The 18,634-nt window shown below is 34.1% G+C and carries 11 protein-coding genes; 7 read left to right on the forward strand and 4 right to left on the reverse strand.

All coding sequences use genetic code 11. The annotated features are described in order from the left end of the window. Positions 1–65: 65 nt before the first annotated feature. Complete coding sequence (locus MST30_RS11275) at positions 66–761, reverse strand: LytR/AlgR family response regulator transcription factor (protein WP_076620930.1); 696 nt, start codon at positions 759–761, stop codon at positions 66–68. 202 nt (positions 762–963) lie between these two features. Here MST30_RS11275 and rpsF point away from each other — a divergent pair, with 202 nt between their 5' ends. The 5 genes from rpsF (at position 964) to MST30_RS11300 (ending at position 3,499) form a co-directional block, all read left to right on the forward strand. Continuing rightward, the gene (gene rpsF / locus MST30_RS11280) at positions 964–1,302 is read left to right on the forward strand and encodes a 30S ribosomal protein S6 (RefSeq protein WP_138434238.1); all 339 of its coding nucleotides are present in this window, start codon (positions 964–966) and stop codon (positions 1,300–1,302) included. Further along, positions 1,302–1,601, forward strand: a complete 300-nt coding sequence (gene rpsR, locus MST30_RS11285) for a 30S ribosomal protein S18 (RefSeq protein ID WP_171032511.1) — start codon at positions 1,302–1,304, stop codon at positions 1,599–1,601. Before rpsF ends, rpsR begins: the two co-directional genes overlap by 1 nt. 12 nt (positions 1,602–1,613) lie before the next feature. After that, a complete protein-coding gene (gene rplI, locus MST30_RS11290; RefSeq protein ID WP_243471515.1) occupies positions 1,614–2,075 on the forward strand; it encodes a 50S ribosomal protein L9 in 462 nt (153 codons plus the stop codon). A 69-nt stretch (positions 2,076–2,144) separates the two neighbouring features. Next, a complete protein-coding gene (locus tag MST30_RS11295; RefSeq protein ID WP_243471516.1) occupies positions 2,145–3,020 on the forward strand; it encodes a glycerophosphodiester phosphodiesterase family protein in 876 nt (291 codons plus the stop codon). 5 nt (positions 3,021–3,025) lie between these two features. Next, positions 3,026–3,499, forward strand: a complete 474-nt coding sequence (locus MST30_RS11300) for a DUF6495 family protein (RefSeq protein WP_243471517.1) — start codon at positions 3,026–3,028, stop codon at positions 3,497–3,499. Between the two features lie 184 nt (positions 3,500–3,683). Here MST30_RS11300 and MST30_RS11305 read toward each other — a convergent pair whose 3' ends face one another. After that, entirely contained in the window at positions 3,684–4,925 is a 1,242-nt protein-coding gene (locus tag MST30_RS11305; RefSeq protein WP_243471518.1) for an ABC transporter permease, read from the reverse strand. Positions 4,926–5,092: 167 nt separating this feature from the next. On the opposite strand from MST30_RS11305, the gene hisS reads away from it, so the two are divergent. Beyond that, on the forward strand, positions 5,093–6,712 hold the full coding sequence (hisS, locus tag MST30_RS11310) for a histidine--tRNA ligase (protein WP_243471519.1): 1,620 nt from the start codon (positions 5,093–5,095) through the stop codon (positions 6,710–6,712). Positions 6,713–6,791: 79 nt separating this feature from the next. On the opposite strand, the gene MST30_RS11315 is transcribed toward hisS, so the two are convergent. Both MST30_RS11315 and MST30_RS11320 read right to left on the reverse strand, forming a co-directional pair. Next, the gene (locus MST30_RS11315; protein WP_243471520.1) at positions 6,792–12,281 is read right to left on the reverse strand and encodes a DUF8202 domain-containing protein; all 5,490 of its coding nucleotides are present in this window, start codon (positions 12,279–12,281) and stop codon (positions 6,792–6,794) included. Positions 12,282–12,484: 203 nt separating this feature from the next. Next, entirely contained in the window at positions 12,485–17,173 is a 4,689-nt protein-coding gene (locus tag MST30_RS11320; RefSeq protein WP_243471521.1) for a M14 family zinc carboxypeptidase, read from the reverse strand. Positions 17,174–17,515: 342 nt separating this feature from the next. Here MST30_RS11320 and MST30_RS11325 point away from each other — a divergent pair, with 342 nt between their 5' ends. Then, complete coding sequence (locus tag MST30_RS11325; protein WP_243471522.1) at positions 17,516–18,619, forward strand: MBL fold metallo-hydrolase; 1,104 nt, start codon at positions 17,516–17,518, stop codon at positions 18,617–18,619. The last annotated feature ends 15 nt before the right edge of the window (positions 18,620–18,634 follow it).

An 18,634-nucleotide genomic window follows, 5' to 3' on the forward strand; every position in this document is an offset into this window, starting at 1 on the left:
AACAAAACTGCTGGGATTTTTTATGTCAATGTGTATTGAGATGTTCTGAAAAAAGGGTAGTGATTCTACATATTATTCAAAGCATCTACTAATTGTGTCTTCTTATTTCGACTCAAAGGAATCTCATAAGCACCTACTTCAACATTCTTACTGTTAAAGCGATCAATTTTATCTAAATTCACAATGTAGGATTTGTGAATTCTCAAAAACTTTCCTTCCGGTAATTCTTTTTCAAAAGCTTTCATTGTAGATAAAACTACAAGGCTGTTTTCTTCTGTTACAACTTTTACGTAATCGCCTAAAGCTTCAATCCATTTAATATCCTTTATATAAACTTTACGTTTTTTAAGGTTACTCTTCACAAAGATGTGCTCGCCATCAGTTTCGTTAAAGTCTAATTTTAACTTATGCTGTTCAATAGCTTTTTCAACAGCAGTATTAAAACGTTCTTTTGTGATTGGTTTTTGAAGATAGTCGGTAGCATCGTAATTAAATGCTTTAAAAGCATATTCGGTTTTACCTGTAACAAAAATAATTTGGGGTTTGTTGTTGAGTACATCTAGGAGTTCAAAACCGTTTAATACAGGCATCTCTATATCTAAAAAGATAAGATCTACCTTGTGCGTATTAAGACCGTTTTTTGTTTCTAACGCACTGCTGTACTCTGCAATAAGGTTAAGTGAGGAATGGTTCTCAATTAACTTTACTATAGAGAGGCGCTGAATCGCAGAATCATCAACAACTACACAGTTTAAAGTCATAACATTAATATTTTATTAGGTTAAGATATCGACAATAGTACAATAATTTCGGTTAAAAAACAAATTTTACCGACAAACTGTAAAATTTAACATAAACTTTAGGGCAAAAATTGTTTAAAACTTTCAAATAAAAAACATTGCCAAAATTAGAAATATTACTTATTTTTGCACCCGTTTTAACAATAAACAAATATAATTTATTATGAATCATTATGAAACTGTTTTCATCTTGAATCCCGTTTTATCTGAAGACCAGATAAAGGAGACAGTTAAGAAATATGAGGATTTTCTCGTTTCTAAAGGAGCAAAGATGATAGCTAAAGAAGATTGGGGCTTAAAAAAATTAGCTTACCCAATCCAAAACAAAAAAAGTGGTTTTTATCACTTATTTGAGTACCAAGTAGCTGGTGAAGTTATTGAAACTTTAGAGTTAGAGTTTAGACGTGATGAGCGTTTTATGCGTTACTTAACTGTAAAATTAGACAAGCACGCAATTGCTTGGGCTGAGAAGAGAAGACAAAGAAACAAACAAAAAGCTTAATTATGTCATCAATAGAACAACAAGCAAAAGGAAAAAAAGATGGTGAGATTAGATATCTTACACCATTAAATATAGAGACACAAAAAACGAAGAAGTATTGTCGTTTTAAAAAGTCTGGTATTAAGTACATTGATTACAAAGATCCAGATTTCTTATTAAGCTTTGTTAATGAGCAAGGTAAATTGTTACCAAGACGTTTAACAGGAACTTCTTTAAAATACCAAAGAAAAGTATCTGTGGCAGTAAAAAGAGCTAGACACTTAGCTTTAATGCCATATGTTGCTGATTTATTAAAATAAAATATCATAACAATGGAACTTATATTAAAACAAGACGTTGAGAATTTAGGATTTAAAGACGATATTGTAACAGTTAAGAGCGGTTATGGTAGAAACTTTTTAATTCCTCAAGGACATGCTGTAATGGCTACAGCTTCTGCTAAAAAAGTTTTAGCTGAAACATTAAAGCAACGTGCTTATAAAGAAAAATCTGTTATAGCTGAAGCAGAAAAAACAGCAGAATCTTTAAAAGCATTAGAGATTAAAATTACTGCAAAGGCAGGTACAGGTGCAACAGCTGGAGATAAACTATTTGGTTCTATAACTAATATGGATTTAGCTGAAGCATTGAGAAACGAAGGTCACGAAGTTGATAAAAAGTATATTTCTATCAACGGTGGTAATATTAAGCGTTTAGGTCAGTACGAAGCAGTAATTCGTTTACACAGATCTGTAAATGTTGATTTTACTTTTGAGGTTATTGCAGAAGCTTAATAGCTTTCAAATTAAATATTAATAAAGACCGTTTAGTTTTCTAAGCGGTTTTTTTATTCAATGATTTTCATGAAAAGACTTTTTGTACTATTACTCTTTGTATTTAGCTTAATAGCTTGTAAAAACACAAGTCAAAATGAGCAGTTAAAACAAGTAACGACGTCTAAGCTCATTCAAAAATTTAGAGCTTCAAAGTCAGATTACCCAAAAATTAGTGTGCACAGAGGAGGAAAAGGTATTAAGCATTATCCAGAAAATTGTTTGGAAACTTTACAATATGTAAGTGATAGTATTTCGGCAATTTTTGAAATAGATGTTGCTCAAACCAAAGATGGAAAATTAGTCTTAATGCATGACAATTCTATAGATAGAACTACAACAGGAAGTGGTTTGGTAAAAAACCTTACTTATAATGAATTAAATAGTTATAATCTGGTAGATGATTACGGAAACCAGACCAATTATAAAATTCCTTTATTTTCAGAGGTTCTAAAATGGAGTAGGGAAAACAATGTTATTTTAACAATAGATATTAAGCGAAGTGTTAGTCAAGAAGATGTTATAAAAGCTATTGAATCGGCTAATGCAAAAGATATAAGCATTATTATAACTTATGATGTTGAGCAAGCTAAATCGGCTTATAGATTAGCTCCAGGTTTATTACTTTCGGTTTCAGCAAGAAACGATGAAGAATTTGATAAATTATTGAAAACCGAAATACCTACCGAAAACATGCTTGCTTTTACAGGTACTCGTTTGTCTGACAAATCTTTATATCAAAGGCTTCATAATGAAGATATAGTTTGCATTTTAGGCACACTTGGTAACTTGGATAGACAAGCAGAAGCAAGAGGTGACGATATGTATTTAAGTTGGATAAAACTTGGTGCAGATATTTTAGCCACAGACAGACCTTTTGAAGCGCATAAAGCAATAAACCAATAATTCTAATGAAATACGCAAGATTAACAAAAGAACAATTTGAAGAGTTACACCAAGAGTTTATTAATTTCTTGGCAACACAGTCTATTACTGCAGATGAGTGGGAAGATATTAAGACAAATAAACCTGAAGCAGCTGAGCAAGAATTAGACATCTTTAGTGACTTGGTTTGGTATGGTGTATTGAGTAAGGTAGAATACCTAGAGCATATTTCTTCAAATCAAATACATCTTTTTAAGTGTAGAGAAAATGACATGCACCTAATCGCCATCAAGTTAAAGGAAGATAAGGCAGATTTAACTACAAAAGAAGGGTTTCAGTGGTTAAGGGATAATTTATTGTCTGATGATATTGAATTTTTCAACGCTAAGAAAGACTATTCAGACGATAAGCATCAGGATATTTTTAAGCTAATTCAGCAAGGAGCTAATATTACTAAAGGAGAATTATTTCAATATTTTGAAAAACTTATGAGGCAGTAATCTAAAAGCCTCTACTTTGTTCTTTACGTTCTTTGGCTCGCTTTTGTTTTAGGTCTTTTTTTTTGTCTTTCTACAGAACCGAATTTTCTATGATAGGGTAGAGGTCCTCCAAAATCTTTATCGACATCGTCAAGTAGTAAGTTTCGGATAAAATTATTTATTCGGTTAAAAAATTTAAGCATAATTATTCATATCTAAGAGACTCAATAGGGTCTAATTTTGCCGCTTTTGTAGCAGGATACAACCCAGAAATAATAGCGACTATAAAGGCGATACTAGTAGCCCAAATCATCGCTACCCAAGGTGTTGAAAATTCTAACTTAAAACCGGCTGCAACTCCCCAACCAATTAGTATGCCTAGGATTATGCCCAAAATACCACCAAGCTGACCAATAATTATGGTTTCCATAAAAAATTGAAAAGCTATAGTTTTTCGTTTGGCACCTAAAGCCTTACGCACACCAATTTCTCTGGTACGTTCACTAACTGAAACCAACATAATATTCATTAGGGCAATAGTAGAACCAAAAATGGTAATAATACTAATTACCCAAGCAGCAATGTAAAGTGTGTTAGTATTCTCTGCTACACGGTTTATAAGGTCTTCACTGCGTTCTATGCCAAAATTATTTTCTTCTATAGGGTTAAGTCCGCGCACATTTCTAAAAGTAAGAATAGCATCATCTTGTGCGCCTTCTAACATATCAGTTTTATCCACTTTAACGCTAAGTGTATAATTAATGTTTGGATTGGTAAAAATAGATCGCGCTTTCTGTATAGGCATAATTACTCTTAAATCCTGATTGTTGCCAAACGTAGATCCTTTTTCTTTTAAAACACCAATAACCTTAAATTTAGAGCCTCTAACACTTATCGTTTTGTCTATTGGGTTTTCATCTGGAAACAGCGCTTTTTGCAAGTCGCTACCAATAACGCAAACGGCATTATTGTTTTCTACATCTGCAAAATTCATTGAGCGACCATTTTCTATTTCTAATCCAGAGTTTTCAATAAAGTGCTCATTAGAGCCAATAACCGCAACTTCAGGGTCTGTTTTTTCATTCTCATATTTTACTTCAGACGTTGCAGAACCATAGAAAGATACCGCAACTTTGGTATACGGATAGTCATAGCTATCAATAAAATCTTTAACGTTTCTGTAGCTTATAACAGGATTAACTTTTTGACGCTCTCTACTACTTTGGCGTTGCGCTCTAAACTCGTAACGTTGAAAATTAAAGGTATTGGCACCCATTGACGAAAAATTGCTAGAAATGGTATTTTCTAAAGCTGATACACCACTTAGAATACCTACTAAGGCCATAATACCAATAGCGATAATTAAAACCGTTAAAATGGTGCGAAGTAACTGGCTTTTTATAGAGCCAAAAGCAATTTTTACATTCTCTCTAGCTAATGAAAACATAGTTGTGTCTATAGTTAGTTGGGTTGTTTAAAACCATAAGACGTCCCAAACACCATAAAGTTACTATAAATTTAAAATTACTTGGGTATGCCTCTAAAAATTATAATATTTTTGTGACTTAAATATAAGTTTCACTAAAAGAGATTCCTGCTTTCGTGGGAAATATTATGGCGCAAAAACCAAGTATTCCAAAAGGTACCAGAGATTTTAATGCAGTAGAGGTTGCAAAACGTTCTTATATAATGGATGTTATAAAGGAGCAATTTGAGTTATATGGATTTCAACCGATTGAAACTCCAAGTTTTGAAAACTCAGAAACCTTAATGGGAAAATATGGTGATGAAGGAGATCGCTTAATTTTTAAAATTTTGAATAGTGGTGATTTTATGAAAATTTTGGATAGGGATAGATCGCGGAATTTTTTAGCTGCTAATAAGTTTCTTAAATTTTTTAATGAGTTCATTAAAAAAAATAATGAAGATTACCAAAGTAACTTAAGTTATTGCCTAGACCAATATTATTACCCAAAAAGGAATAAAAATCATGATAAGCTAAAAGACTTAATGCTCAGAGAAGAGAATAGTTTTAAAGAGATTATTAATGATGATAAATATTCTAATGAAGATTTAATTAGAATATTTTTAATGTCTTTTCATCTAGAATTTTCTTATGATTCTAAAGAAATATCAACCAGAATCTCAGAAAAAGCCCTTCGTTATGATCTTACAGTGCCTTTTGCACGTTATGTGGTGCAGCACCAAAATGAGATAGAATTTCCGTTTAAACGTTACCAAATACAACCTGTTTGGCGAGCAGACCGTCCACAAAAAGGACGTTTTAGAGAGTTTTATCAATGCGATGCGGATGTCGTAGGTTCTAGATCATTGTTTCAAGAAGTTGAATTTGTTCAGCTTTATGATGCAGTTTTTACTGCTCTTGATTTAAAAGGAGTGACCATAAAAATCAACAATCGTAAAATTTTATCTGGTATTGCTGAGGTTATCGGAGCGCAAGACAAGTTGATAGATTTTACTGTGGCTTTAGATAAACTTGATAAAATAGGAGAAGAGAAGGTAAAAGAAGAAATGAGTAGCAAAGGCATTTCAGAAGAAGGCATTTCTAAACTTCAACCTTTATTCTCTTTAAAAGGTGATTTTGGTACTCAGGTTGAAAGCTTAAAATCAATACTTAATACTTCAGAAGTTGGACTAAAAGGCATTGAAGAACTAGAATTTATAGATGCTGCGATTTCAAAATTAGGATTAAAAACAGCAAACCTTCAATTAGATGTTACGCTCGCAAGAGGACTTAACTACTATACTGGTGCTATTTTTGAAGTTGCTGCACCAGAAGGTGTGAAAATGGGCTCTATTGGTGGCGGTGGTCGTTATGATGATTTAACGAGCATCTTTGGGAAGCCAGATACCAGTGGTGTAGGTATTAGCTTTGGGTTAGATCGTATTTATTTGGTTTTAGAAGAACTTAACTTATTTCCAAAAACTATTGCAGATGCAACCAAAGTACTTTTTATCAATTTTGGAGATAAAGAAGCTATGGCTTGTTTACAAGCGGTAACCCAATTGAGACAAAATGGAGTAAAAGCTGAGTTATATCCTGATAATGCAAAAATGAAAAAGCAAATGACGCATGCCAATCGTCGTAATATACCTTATGTGGTTTTAGTAGGAGAGGAGGAAATGAATTCTGGTATCTACACACTTAAGAACATGCTAACAGGAGACCAGCATAAATTAAATCTTAAAGAACTGTTATCTACATTAAAGTAAATTTTGAAACATGTAAAATAGAAAAAGCCCTGAGTAAATCAGGGCTTTTTTTGGTTAAGATTTAAGATTTGGGGCAAAATTACTTTACTAAAACTTTCTTAGTTGATACTGAACCGCTTACAGTATATAACTTAATTACATAAGTTCCAGTGCTTAAATTCTTAACGTCATATTCAGAGTAACCGCTCTCTGAAATACTTTCAATTTTTTGGACAGATTGTCCGAGCATATTAAATAGTTCTATAGATTTTACGTCTACTAGGTTAGGATTTATTAATACGATTTTCTCTTTGTCATTAGAGTATAATACATCTAGACTGGTGATGTTTTCGTCATCTATTCCAAGTGAACCAGCCATGATTTTAAACGTGATTTCAAAACGATCTAAATACTCACCTTCGGTTAGGAAGATTTCGTAATCGCTAACTCTTAAATCATGGAATATGCTTAATGCTTTATCATGTAAGTAGATATTAACAGCATTTGGTACATTCTCTAGGGCATTAATAGTAAAGCTGTTTATACCATCAATACTAGTTTTAACACCTAAAGGATAAACTGTGCTTAAATTAGCATTATCATTAGCCTGAATGATGAATTTTTCATCTCCAATCATCCAGAACATATCGTCTGTCTGATCTTCGTTTAAATGTGCATCAAAAGCCCAATCGACACCTACAGTCGCACTCTCATCTATTGTTAATAGAAGTTCTCTTTGTAAGTGCAAGGTGTTACTAGCCCTGTAGCCAATTCTAAACTTCATTCTGTCATCTGCATCTTCATTATTGCTTTGAGTGTTTGAAGAATTAGTTGTTCTCATAAATACTGATGAACTACCACCTTCTTTAGTAAATGCACGCTGATCGTTTTCAAAGTTTATTGTTCCGGCACTTATACCAGTTACAAAGAATCCTTGACTCACAGGTACATATCTTCCAGGTGTTTTAGTACCTACACCAACTTGTGCCACATCTGGATCTGGTGCTGGTGCCGGAACACCTCCTGAAAGGTTATAGATAGCATAACCACCTTGATATTCTTGTAAGATGTGAGATCCACCTCCCCAATGCTCCCAGAACATAAGTGCTCCAGTAGTATTTGGATTATCTAAGATAAATTCATCAGCATCTAATGACGAAGCGTAAGGGTTACCAACTAAATAATCGTTACCATTGTTAATAGTTAAACTGATGTCGCCATTATTTGGCTTTCCTAAGAAGACATAGTTTTGATCAGTCAAGATTGAACCTGTACCAGGTCCTTTCATGGTAAAACCTTCTCCTGGTAAAATATTTCCAGTACGTCTTACGTGTTGCCATGCAGAATAATCATCGCTCGTCAAGTTAGCAAATTTCCATATCCAATAATCTGCAATTCTGATAGGGTTTGTTGCAGCACCATCGTATCCAGAACTAGAAAAGTTAACAGGGTTGGTGCCATCGTACATTACATCTTGTACTGTATAACGATAATTGTTAGTTGCAATATCTATACTGCCAACAGGTGCTGACCAGTAATTGTAAGTATAGGTGTCTGCAGTACCTTGTTGATCTTTTTCAAGCTCACCGTTAATAGCTACTAACAGATCGCTATTTTCTGTTTGAATTAGTTGGGAATCTCCTTCTAAATCAATTTTACCTGTTAAGCTTAAGTAGTGTGATACTGTAAGACCGTTGCCAGTATTTGTAGCATTATCACCATTTAGAGTTAATTCATTAGCATCGACATAAAGTCCAAGTACATTTCTATTTTCGTTGTTTCCCGCTGGTAATGAACTGTTATCCATAGTTACATTGTGAGAAGTTCTAACGATATTCCAGTCAATAGTGACAGAAGGGTTAACTATAGAAGCTGTACCAGGCATATATTGTATGTTGCCGTTTGTCCAGGTTGAGTTGGTATCCCAATCACCGTTTTGTGTTGATACATATGGTAATGGAGCAGTTTGTCTATCGACCGTATCAAGATTTCTTAATGCACCTTGATTTCCATTACCAGAGGCATCATCTGTGTTTGTGTAAGTGTATACAGACATAGGGTAGTAGCCTGCTAAATCGTTCCATGGTACTGCATCAATGTCATTTTTGGTTATAGAGGTTGGTAATATTTTACCCATTACCTGTCCTACATTGTCTTCAATTTCTTGATTCATTACAAAGCGTAATTGATCTTCAGTTAATGCTGTGTTCCATACACGTACTTCATCAATATTTCCTCCAAAATGTTGTGTAGTAGTGCCTTTACCAGCAGCTGCTATTAAAAATGAATCTGTGGTAGTGACGGGTGCAGTTTTAATAGCTGATTTATCTAAGACACCATCTATATAAATAGATACCATTGACCCATCATATATTGCAGCAACATGATGCCATTCATCATCAGGAAGGCTTGTGTTGGATTGAAGGGCTTGATTTGAACCATTTTTCCAAATAATCTGAATTCTATTAGCATCTGTTAATCTAAAGTCATAACCTTGAGAAAAAGTTAAGTTTCTCTTTGATAAGATTGATTTTGTGCCTGAATCAGCAGCATCACGCTTTATCCAAGCAGAAATTGTAAATCCAGAAGGATCTAAATCTAAATTATCTTCAATGTCTATGTAATCCACAGCACCATCAAAGTATACTGAGCGCACAACTTCAACTTGTGGCGCATAACCAAAAGTAATATATTTAGTACCATCAAAGTCATATTCTGTTTCTAAGTTACCACTACCATCAGAAGTCATAACTCTATAATCAGCTGTTGGATCAAAGACTCCTGTGCTAGATATAAACATATAATAGCTTCCGGGAGGTGATATATTTCTTATCGCATTTTGAGGTATTCTAACTTTTACTCTTGGGATATCTCCACCTGACTCAACTACTTTCCATACACGTTGCATAGCTGTAAAGTTTACATTAGTTGTTAATGAAGGAGTTATGCCAGCACTCATATTTACCGTAACTGTAGAGGCTGCAAGATTTAAATCTGCACCGTTATTTCCCCACATTAAAAACTCTTTGTCGTTAAAAGTCGTTGGGTTTAAAGATTTGTTTTCACTATTTGTGTCATAAATATCTGAAAGACCAAAGGTTAAAATACCTTCAATAAGTCCTGTGCCATCAGTAGCATCGTTTACACTACTTGATTGTTTTTGATTAAGTTCGGATATGTCATCTCTACCAATACCAGCAATGTCATAGTTGTAACCAGAATTAGCAGATTGATCCCAAATTACAGTACCGTCACTATCAACATAATCTTGAGAGGTGCCGTTTGTACCTAGGGTTATTCCGTATTTAATAGCTAAATAGGATTGAATTCTGTTTCTAGCTTGGGTTAAATCACTATCATTATTTGTTGCAGAATAAGTAATAACTTCAGCTATTCTACCATCGAAACTTCCGTTCCAATATTGGCTTCTGCCTAGCCAAAATTTAGTGTCGTTCACGACTGAAAAATCTGCAGCATCATTAGTGGTGTCACCTACTTGATTAGCATTAAGATATAGTTCTACACCTGTTTCGGTGGCATCGTGGCGTATGTTTATTAAACTAACTTGATTATAATCATTAGAGCCAGAAGTGTCTGCTCTACCGTAACCATTTACATTATTAGTAGTTCCAATACAGTATGTAAAATATTCACCACTTAATCTTGCTGTATAGCCACCATATCCAAAGCCTGTAACGTCTTCTGCTTGAGTGTCGTGAGCTGTTGGGTCTGAACTTGTAAATGTATCCAATGGTATCATTGAAGTCGTAATGGTTGGGTCTGGCATTAAGACAACAAACATATCATTACTATTAAATCCACCAGTACCAGAAAGTTCATCTCTACTACCATCGCTAATGATATATGTCATATCCCTATTAGCGGTATTATTGTTGTTTTCAAATTCTACTACAGGATTGAAATTGAAATTTCGTGTTGTATTATTTCTGTAAACAGGCTCTTGTCCGGGTACAACAACCGTAGCATCTTGTCCACGACCATTATCTATCCATTCACTTACTAATGAAGCATCAGAGGCAACGCTACTACCGTCTAGCATATCGGCTTTTAACCAAAGATCGAGGTTAGAAACAATACCTCCTGGACCATAAGTAGGATCGCAAAAAGTTATACCAGTAATTTCAATATTATCTATATATATCTGATCATCATCATCACTTGCATTTGCTCTAACTCTAAAACGTCCTTGAGTTGTTCCTAGATTATGAACTTGTTTCCATAAAGTTACGGTTTTAGAGTAAAAAATTGCAGAAGTCGTGGTTTCAAAATCTGCATCTTTAGTAGATACGGTACCACCTTCAAAGCTTTGAATTGTAGACCAAGTAGAACCATTGTCAGAACTATATTCAATTAAGAATTCTTCACCGTTTTCTACACTATTGGGTGAGAAGAAAAATTTAAAATCTACCTTGTTATAATAATAAAGTACAAATGCTGGTGAAGTAAAAGCTGAAGATGAGCCTGTATTATCTCTCACTCTTAAGCTATAGTTTCCACCATAAGACCAGGTTGCGTTGTTTTCTCTTGAAGCATCAACTCCTCCTGAAGTCCACCCATCTAAACCACTCTCAAAAGTTGCGCTATGAAGTGAATAAGAATCACAAGCTATTCCATTGTAACCAGTTCCTCTAATACTAAAGTTATATGGGTTTTCATCCGAATCATCGTTTACAATTGTTATTGTTGCATTTCTATCTCCTGTAGCACTTGGATTAAAGGTTATTTCAAGAGTTGTGCTACTACCTCCTGTTACTACAGCAGATGGACTGGACGTTACTGAAAAATCAGCAGCATTGGAGCCTGAGATGGAAATGCTACCTATATTTAAATCGGCAAACCCTGAATTTTCAATTATAAATGTTTTAGATAATGTTCCAGAAGCTACATCTTGATAACCGAAATATGTGTTGTCTGCAAATGTAGGTGTTGTGTCTCCGTCACTTATTGATGTACTGTTGCCTGTAACATTGATTTCTGGTGCACTAGATCCTGCTACCATAGAAACATTATCTATGGCTATATCACTACTCCAACCATTGCCTGATGTTGCTCTAAATCTAAGTTTTATGGTTTGTCCTGTGTAAGCTGTGAGATCAATTGTGTCGGTAAACCAAGTATTACCTAAGTTACCACTAAATGTTCTAAGGGTAGTTGGATATGAGGCACCATTATCTGTACTTACATCAACTCTTAATGATCCAACATTAGATCCATACATATGATAACTGTAAGTAAATGATGCTGCAGAAGCACTTGTTAAATTAAAACAAGGACTTTCAAAATAAGCAGTTCTATTTGGGTTGTTTGGACTTGATGCTTCAATGAACATATACCATGTGTCACCATCTCCACTACTTGGACCGGTATTTGAGGAAGGTGTACCTCCAGAATCTCTTGTCCAGTCAAAATTATCTCCTGAACCTTGTGTCCAAGAGCCTGTCCCAGACTCAAAATTTTCAGAATAAGGAAAGCTTGATATTGTAGTGCCACATTGCGAACTTATTTGTAAGCTAAAAAGTACAGCACAAAAAAACGAACTCCATTTAAGGGTTAAAGTAAAAGTTTTCATAAGCGGTTAAGTTTAGTTTGGGACTAAAATTATATGACAAACATAGTTTAAATATCTGTAAAATGCAAAAATATTCGACGAAATACATGTATTGTAAGAAATTACAATCAAATAGTGTCAAGTTTGTATTTTTTTGATTGCTTTTTTTAGCTAAAAAAAAGCCGAAGAGGACATCTTCGGCTTTAGCTTTTATTTTTGATATGTTATTTTACGATTACTTTTTTGGAAATACTTGAGGCTTTATTTGAAATTTTAACCATATAGACACCTGAACTAAAGTTTGCTGTGCTTAATGTATTAGTCGAGTTTCTATTGTTTAGTTTATCATTCAATATTTGTCTTCCTTGCATATCAAATAATGTTACTTGTGTCTCAGAAGTCAGAATGCCTTTAATTACTATTTGATCATTGTTGTAATCACTATATACTTGTATTGTTTCTAAATCAGACTCGTTGGTTGATAATGTTGTCATATCAAACCTTAAATAAAACCTACCTGTATCTGAAATGCTAGATGAAGGTGTAAAGGTATAATCTGATGTATTTAAGAGTGTGAATGTATTTGTAGCAACATCTTCAAGATATATATTAGCACTAATATTTGAATCTGTTAGACTGATAGTTGCTTGTTCACCTTCACTAACATTTACGCCTAATGGAACAATAGTATTGTTATTAGCATCGTTAAAGTTTATAGCTTGTATAGCCATGTCTTTTCCATTGTTATCATTAACCAGTTCAGAATAGATAGCAAAATCCGATGGTGCTCCGTCAAAATGACTTGCATCATAACCAACATCAAGACCTAAAGATGCATTATTGGTAAAATATAAATCGGTGCTAAAGCTTTTGTCGATTGAATTTAATACGATACTTCCAAATTCAGGTGTGTTATCGTTTCTGCCAGCAATGAAGTCGTCAGAATTTCCCGAAGTCTGCATAGAAGATGTAAAAGAAACGCTACCACCACCATCTTTTGAAGAGACAAAGAAACCTTGTCCTGGTGCAATTAATGTATTTGGGTTGGCAGCTGCGTAAGCAAAATTCCAAATTGTCCAATAACTTCCGTTAGAATTGTCTGCATCATAACCATAAATTGCGGCAGTTGAAGCGTCGAATTCAGTTATGTTAGCTGTTAAAAAGTCTTCCAGCTTTATATAAGAAGGATAAGGATTTCCAATTAAATTCCATATTTCATAAGCCGAACCAGTTTTTGAAATAGGGATGTTTAAGTTTCCTGTAGTTGGAGATCCTGTAAAAGTAAATGTACTATTATCGGTAGAAGCGGCTTTATAACCAGTTCCTGCATCTAAAGTGCTTATTTCTGTATTAGAATAGGTTAGATAATCACTTGTGGTTTTGTCAAAAGGACCAAATAAATATAATGTTTCACCTGTATTGGATACTATGTTTGAATTATTCGAAATAAAATCCACAAAGCTTTCTCCGCTAAAAGGAGGGGCAACCAAGTCATTTCTGTTTGTGACAGAATTAACATGACGATTGTATTTTAAATCTCCAGAAGCACTGCCTGTTAATAAAAGACTTGAAAATTCATCTGAGTCTGAATTCATTACAAATTCTCCATTGTTTGTTATGTTTCCGTTAACAGTTACAGCGTTTTCTTTACTCACGTTAAATGTAGAGCCAGAAACAACAGTAACATTATTAACAGAAATATCTGATGACGTATTAAAAGTTCCGTCTAATAACATAACATCTTCTGAGCTTGTTAGGTCACTTGGTTCATTTGGAGTCCAAGTAGCGTTACTATACAGTAGACCATTAAATAAATATATAGTATAGTCTTCAACTTCACCATAAGTAAAGGTTTCGCATGATGTAGGTACAGCATTATATTTTAATGCTACTCTCATTCTTACACTTCCTGTAGCTATATTAGAAGGTACTGTGAAATTTCCTGATTTTGCAGCACTACCACTTACAGGACCAGTAGAGAAAACTTGTTCTCCAGCATCTTCAAAATCACCGTCTCTGTTATAATCTATCCAAACTGAATAACCTAAATTATAACTTGTTGTAAGGTTGTATTGTGGTGTAATACTTATTGAGTAGTTGGTGTCTTTTGAAAGTGTAGTACTTAAATTAGTAAAATCAGTATACAAAGCATCACCTGAAGTATTGTCAATTGTGTTAAGTTGAACTCTATTAATAGCAAAATATAAATTTGTATCTGTAGCTGTTGAAGTACAGTAGGTCAAATCAGTTGTTGTAAAAGTGATTGAACCTGTATAATTAGAAGTTGAAGAAATACATCTGCTTCTTACTTGTATTTCATAATCAGTTGTAGGATCCAAATTGGTTAAGGAATAATTTGAACTCCCAAAATCATTAATCTCAATCCAGCTAGAAGCACCTACTTCTCGGTACCTTAAATCGTATGTTGCTGAAGGAATGTTGTCCCAAGAAATATCAGCCCCTGATGCAGAAATTGAATTTGCTGCTAAATTGGTAGGCACTGAAGTTTCACAAGGAATCGTAAGACCTATGATTTTAAAGTCATCAAAAAAGAACCCTTCTCCATTTGCAGAATAGTTTTCGAATACATTGCCAGAGTCGGAACGCATTCTAAACCTAAATTGTACACTAGATGCTTCAAAAATGGAGCTGTTTTCAGAACTGTTAATAGTTACTTCTTCCATAACCCATTTGTCCATTTGGTCACCGTCGTAAATGTGACCAGAGCTGTTGTTGCCCTGGAAAGCTTCGTCTGACGTACCTTTAGCATTATGGTCGTTAGTATTAGACGAAGATTTTGGCTTTGAGTACTTACCATTTAAAGTCGTCCAAGTAGAGCCATTTGTTGATGCTTGAAACTCTACTAAATCGAAATTACGTTCTATATCCCACTTTGAATAAAACTGAATTAAAACTTCAGACGAACCTGATAAATCATAACTACTCGTAGTGGTTAACGTTTTAGTTGTATTATTAGCATACGGTGCAGTATTTCCAGTCCTTAATGCGTTAGAGCCAGAGTAAGCGTCAGCAGATGAATTACTCCAACCAGAATTTGTCCAGCCTGTTAACCCATCAGAGTCAGCATCGTGAAAAAACAAAACAGATGGTTGGTAATACTTTTCCATATTGGCTTCATAAAAGATGCCGTCATCGTTAGAAAGCTCAATTTTATATTCAATCTTATCGTTAGGTTGAATACTTGGGTCTAGAGTAATTGATGCGGAAACATTACGTTGCTCTAAAATAGACATTCCTGTTTGTGTAGATGGCGAAGTAATATTTGTAATGTTAGAAGAAATCGGTGTTACCGTCAATGTAAAGTTACTGGCCGTTTGACCGAGCCTTTCAATAGCAAAATCTAAGTTAGCTGATGTGCTATTAATATCGCTTTGGGTTAAATCGTGAAATTTAGCATACTTACCTCCATAATAAGCTCCCATTAACGAAATTCGCATAGAGCGTTTAGCAATAGGAATAATACTGCTTGGAGAAGGCCAAAATCCTTCGCTACCATGTTCTGGTGTAGTGGCTAAAATATTTTGACCTGAACCTGTAGAACCATTCGAGTCCATGCTGCCTCCGACCATCCAGTCATCTGCGATTCCGTTAGCAGGCGTAAAAATGGTTGCTCCAGAGACATATCTATTATACTTAGTCATATCTTCATGCCATTTGTGCATTTCATCTTCTCTACCTGAAACATAGGTTGGATTACCACCATATGGATGAGGAATTGAATTTGCCCAAGTATGATTCCAAATAGCTGTTTTAAAATTTCTGCTTAATATGAAATCTACCAAGATTTGAGTTTCGGGTTCCGATGCGGCACTAGGACCTCTATACGAATCACTGGTTGATGTGCCTGAAGAACCAGAACCTGCAGTTCCCCAAAAATAATCGAAGTTTCTATTGAGATCAACGCCTCTGTTTGATGATGAATTACTGGTGCCACCTGCACCTGGTCTTAAGTTTTTACGTTGCATTCCACCACCTGATGAATTAAGGTGCTCATTCCAGCGTAAACCGTCAGGGTTAACAACTGGCACAAAATATAATTCGTTATTATCTACTAGATTTTTAACTGCAGTATCAGTATTGTAATTCTCAATGAGATACCACATGAAATAAATATTATTCATTAAAGCGCTTACTTCTCTTGAATGTATCATGGAAGTGAATAGCATTTGTGGTTTAGTGCCTTCTGATGTTGAAGATTCGTTACCAGTAATTCTTACATAATAAATTGTATTCGGATTCCAGCGTGTAGTTCCTATACCATTATAAGTTAGCCCATTATTTGTTATTGAGCTAGAAGGGTTTCCCCATGTAGTTTGATTTGTTGGAGAAGCATCTTGTTTTACAGACACAATATCTAATCCATTGTTTACAGAGTATGTTCTCATATCGTCTAGTTCGGCTTCCATTTCACTGAGTGTTAAACAGCCTCCCATTGAACCTAGATTAAACTCAGTAGGTGTTGACCAGTCTTTTTCATTAAGCTCACCATACTGTAAATAGCTTTCAATTAGGGTTTCTGATACTGAACCTCTTTGAGCTATTTGCATGTCTCTTTGAGCTAAGGTTTGTGCTCTCTCAATTTCTAATTGCATTTGAGCATTAGGAAGGTCGTTTTCCGCTCTTACTCTTTGAAATGTTTCTAAATCATTTATTTCAATAGTGTAAGGAATTCCTAATTGTTGTAACAAGTTTTTGTCATAAGATGAGACATCTAAGGTTAGATTGTTATTATCGTGATCAGCACCACATCTCAAATCTATACCTTCTTCTGCCAAGAGATTTAATGTTTCTTGGGAGGGATTTAAAATTTTGATTCTTGAATGATTCTCTTGCGAAAATGAAGTTTGCAATACTAAAATGAATACTGCAACCAAGTAGGTAATTTTTTTCATTAGTTGGGGTTTTAATGAATTTGTTTCGGTGGCTAATATATCATTTTATTTTAAAATCATCCATAAAACGCAAAAAAAATCGATGAAATACATTTTTATGTAAGTTTGAGTTGTGAATGTTTATGAATTTATGACTTTTAAAAATTACTTTTTATGTTGTAAGTAGCTGAGGCAAATATGTTAATTGAACAATAATATACACATGCGTTTTTATATGTGTTTAGTGTGGAAGAACTTCGTCTTATGCTTTCTATAATTCAGGTAGTATTCTCAGTAATGAATATAGCTGAATTTGTTTTTGTCTATTTAACTTTGCACTTCTATAAATTTAACCCAAACGATATGAAACGCTTTTTAAAAATCTTATTGGGTATTGTATTACTTATATCTTTAATAACTGTTATGATACTTAACCAGTCAAAATTTGGACAACATCCTAAAGGCGAACGTTTAGAACGTATTAAAAAATCCTCAAACTATAAAGATGGATTATTTAAAAATTTAAGTGAGACCGCAGTTATGACCTCAGATAAAAGTACAATAGGCGCTATGTGGGATTTTATATTTGCTAAAAAGTACAAAGTAAAACCTGAAGATAGTTTACCATTCGTTTCAACAGATATTAAAGGTTTAGATGAGAAAGAAGATGTGTTAATATGGTTTGGACATTCATCTTATTTTATGAAATTAGATGGAAAAACTTTTTTAGTAGATCCTGTATTTTGTGGTTATGCAGCACCATTTTCTTTTATGACTAATGCATTTAAAGGAGCTAATAATTATGGTGTAGAAGATTTACCTGATATTGATTATTTAATTATTTCTCACGATCATTGGGATCATTTGGATTATGAAACAATTTTAAAGTTAAAGTCTAAAGTTGATAAAGTAGTTTGTGGGTTAGGTGTTGGTCAACACTTTGAATATTGGGGTTATAAAGCATCTAAAATTAACGAGCTAGATTGGTACGAAGCTATCGAATTTGAAGACGTAAAATTGACAGCAACACCAGCACGTCATTTTTCAGGAAGAGGTATCAAAAGAAATAAAAGTTTATGGGCATCTTATGTGCTAAACACAAAAAGTAATAACATCTACATTGGTGGTGATAGCGGTTACGATACGTTTTATAAAGACATTGCGGCTAAATTTGGTCCTTTTGATTTGGCAATTATTGAGCAAGGTCAGTATAGCGAGAACTGGAATCAGATTCACTTATTGCCTAAACAATTATATCAAGTAGCAGAAGAGTTGAATACACAAAAGCTGTTTCCGGTTCATAACTCAAAGTTTACACTTTCAGATCATCCTTGGTATGAGCCATTAGATGAAGCGCTAGCTAATAAAACGGAAAGTGTTTCTTTAGTAACGCCAAAAATTGGTGAAGTAGTAAAACTAAAAGATAGTACGCAAGTTTTTGAAGCTTGGTGGAAAGATTTAAAATAAGTCTACTGCCTTACA

Origin of the sequence: Winogradskyella sp. MH6, from assembly GCF_022810765.1 — a bacterium.
Taxonomy (GTDB): domain Bacteria; phylum Bacteroidota; class Bacteroidia; order Flavobacteriales; family Flavobacteriaceae; genus Winogradskyella.

What these genes read in the sequence shown, in the direction of transcription:
- MST30_RS11275 (WP_076620930.1), bottom strand. Translation starts at nt 761, where the DNA reads ATGACTTTAAACTGTGTAGTTGTTGATGATTCTGCGATTCAGCGCCTC.
- rpsF (WP_138434238.1), top strand. Translation starts at nt 964, where the DNA reads ATGAATCATTATGAAACTGTTTTCATCTTGAATCCCGTTTTATCTGAA.
- rplI (WP_243471515.1), top strand. Translation starts at nt 1,614, where the DNA reads ATGGAACTTATATTAAAACAAGACGTTGAGAATTTAGGATTTAAAGAC.
- MST30_RS11295 (WP_243471516.1), top strand. Translation starts at nt 2,145, where the DNA reads ATGAAAAGACTTTTTGTACTATTACTCTTTGTATTTAGCTTAATAGCT.
- MST30_RS11300 (WP_243471517.1), top strand. Translation starts at nt 3,026, where the DNA reads ATGAAATACGCAAGATTAACAAAAGAACAATTTGAAGAGTTACACCAA.
- MST30_RS11305 (WP_243471518.1), bottom strand. Translation starts at nt 4,925, where the DNA reads ATGTTTTCATTAGCTAGAGAGAATGTAAAAATTGCTTTTGGCTCTATA.
- hisS (WP_243471519.1), top strand. Translation starts at nt 5,093, where the DNA reads ATGGCGCAAAAACCAAGTATTCCAAAAGGTACCAGAGATTTTAATGCA.
- MST30_RS11315 (WP_243471520.1), bottom strand. Translation starts at nt 12,281, where the DNA reads ATGAAAACTTTTACTTTAACCCTTAAATGGAGTTCGTTTTTTTGTGCT.
- MST30_RS11320 (WP_243471521.1), bottom strand. Translation starts at nt 17,173, where the DNA reads ATGAAAAAAATTACCTACTTGGTTGCAGTATTCATTTTAGTATTGCAA.
- MST30_RS11325 (WP_243471522.1), top strand. Translation starts at nt 17,516, where the DNA reads ATGAAACGCTTTTTAAAAATCTTATTGGGTATTGTATTACTTATATCT.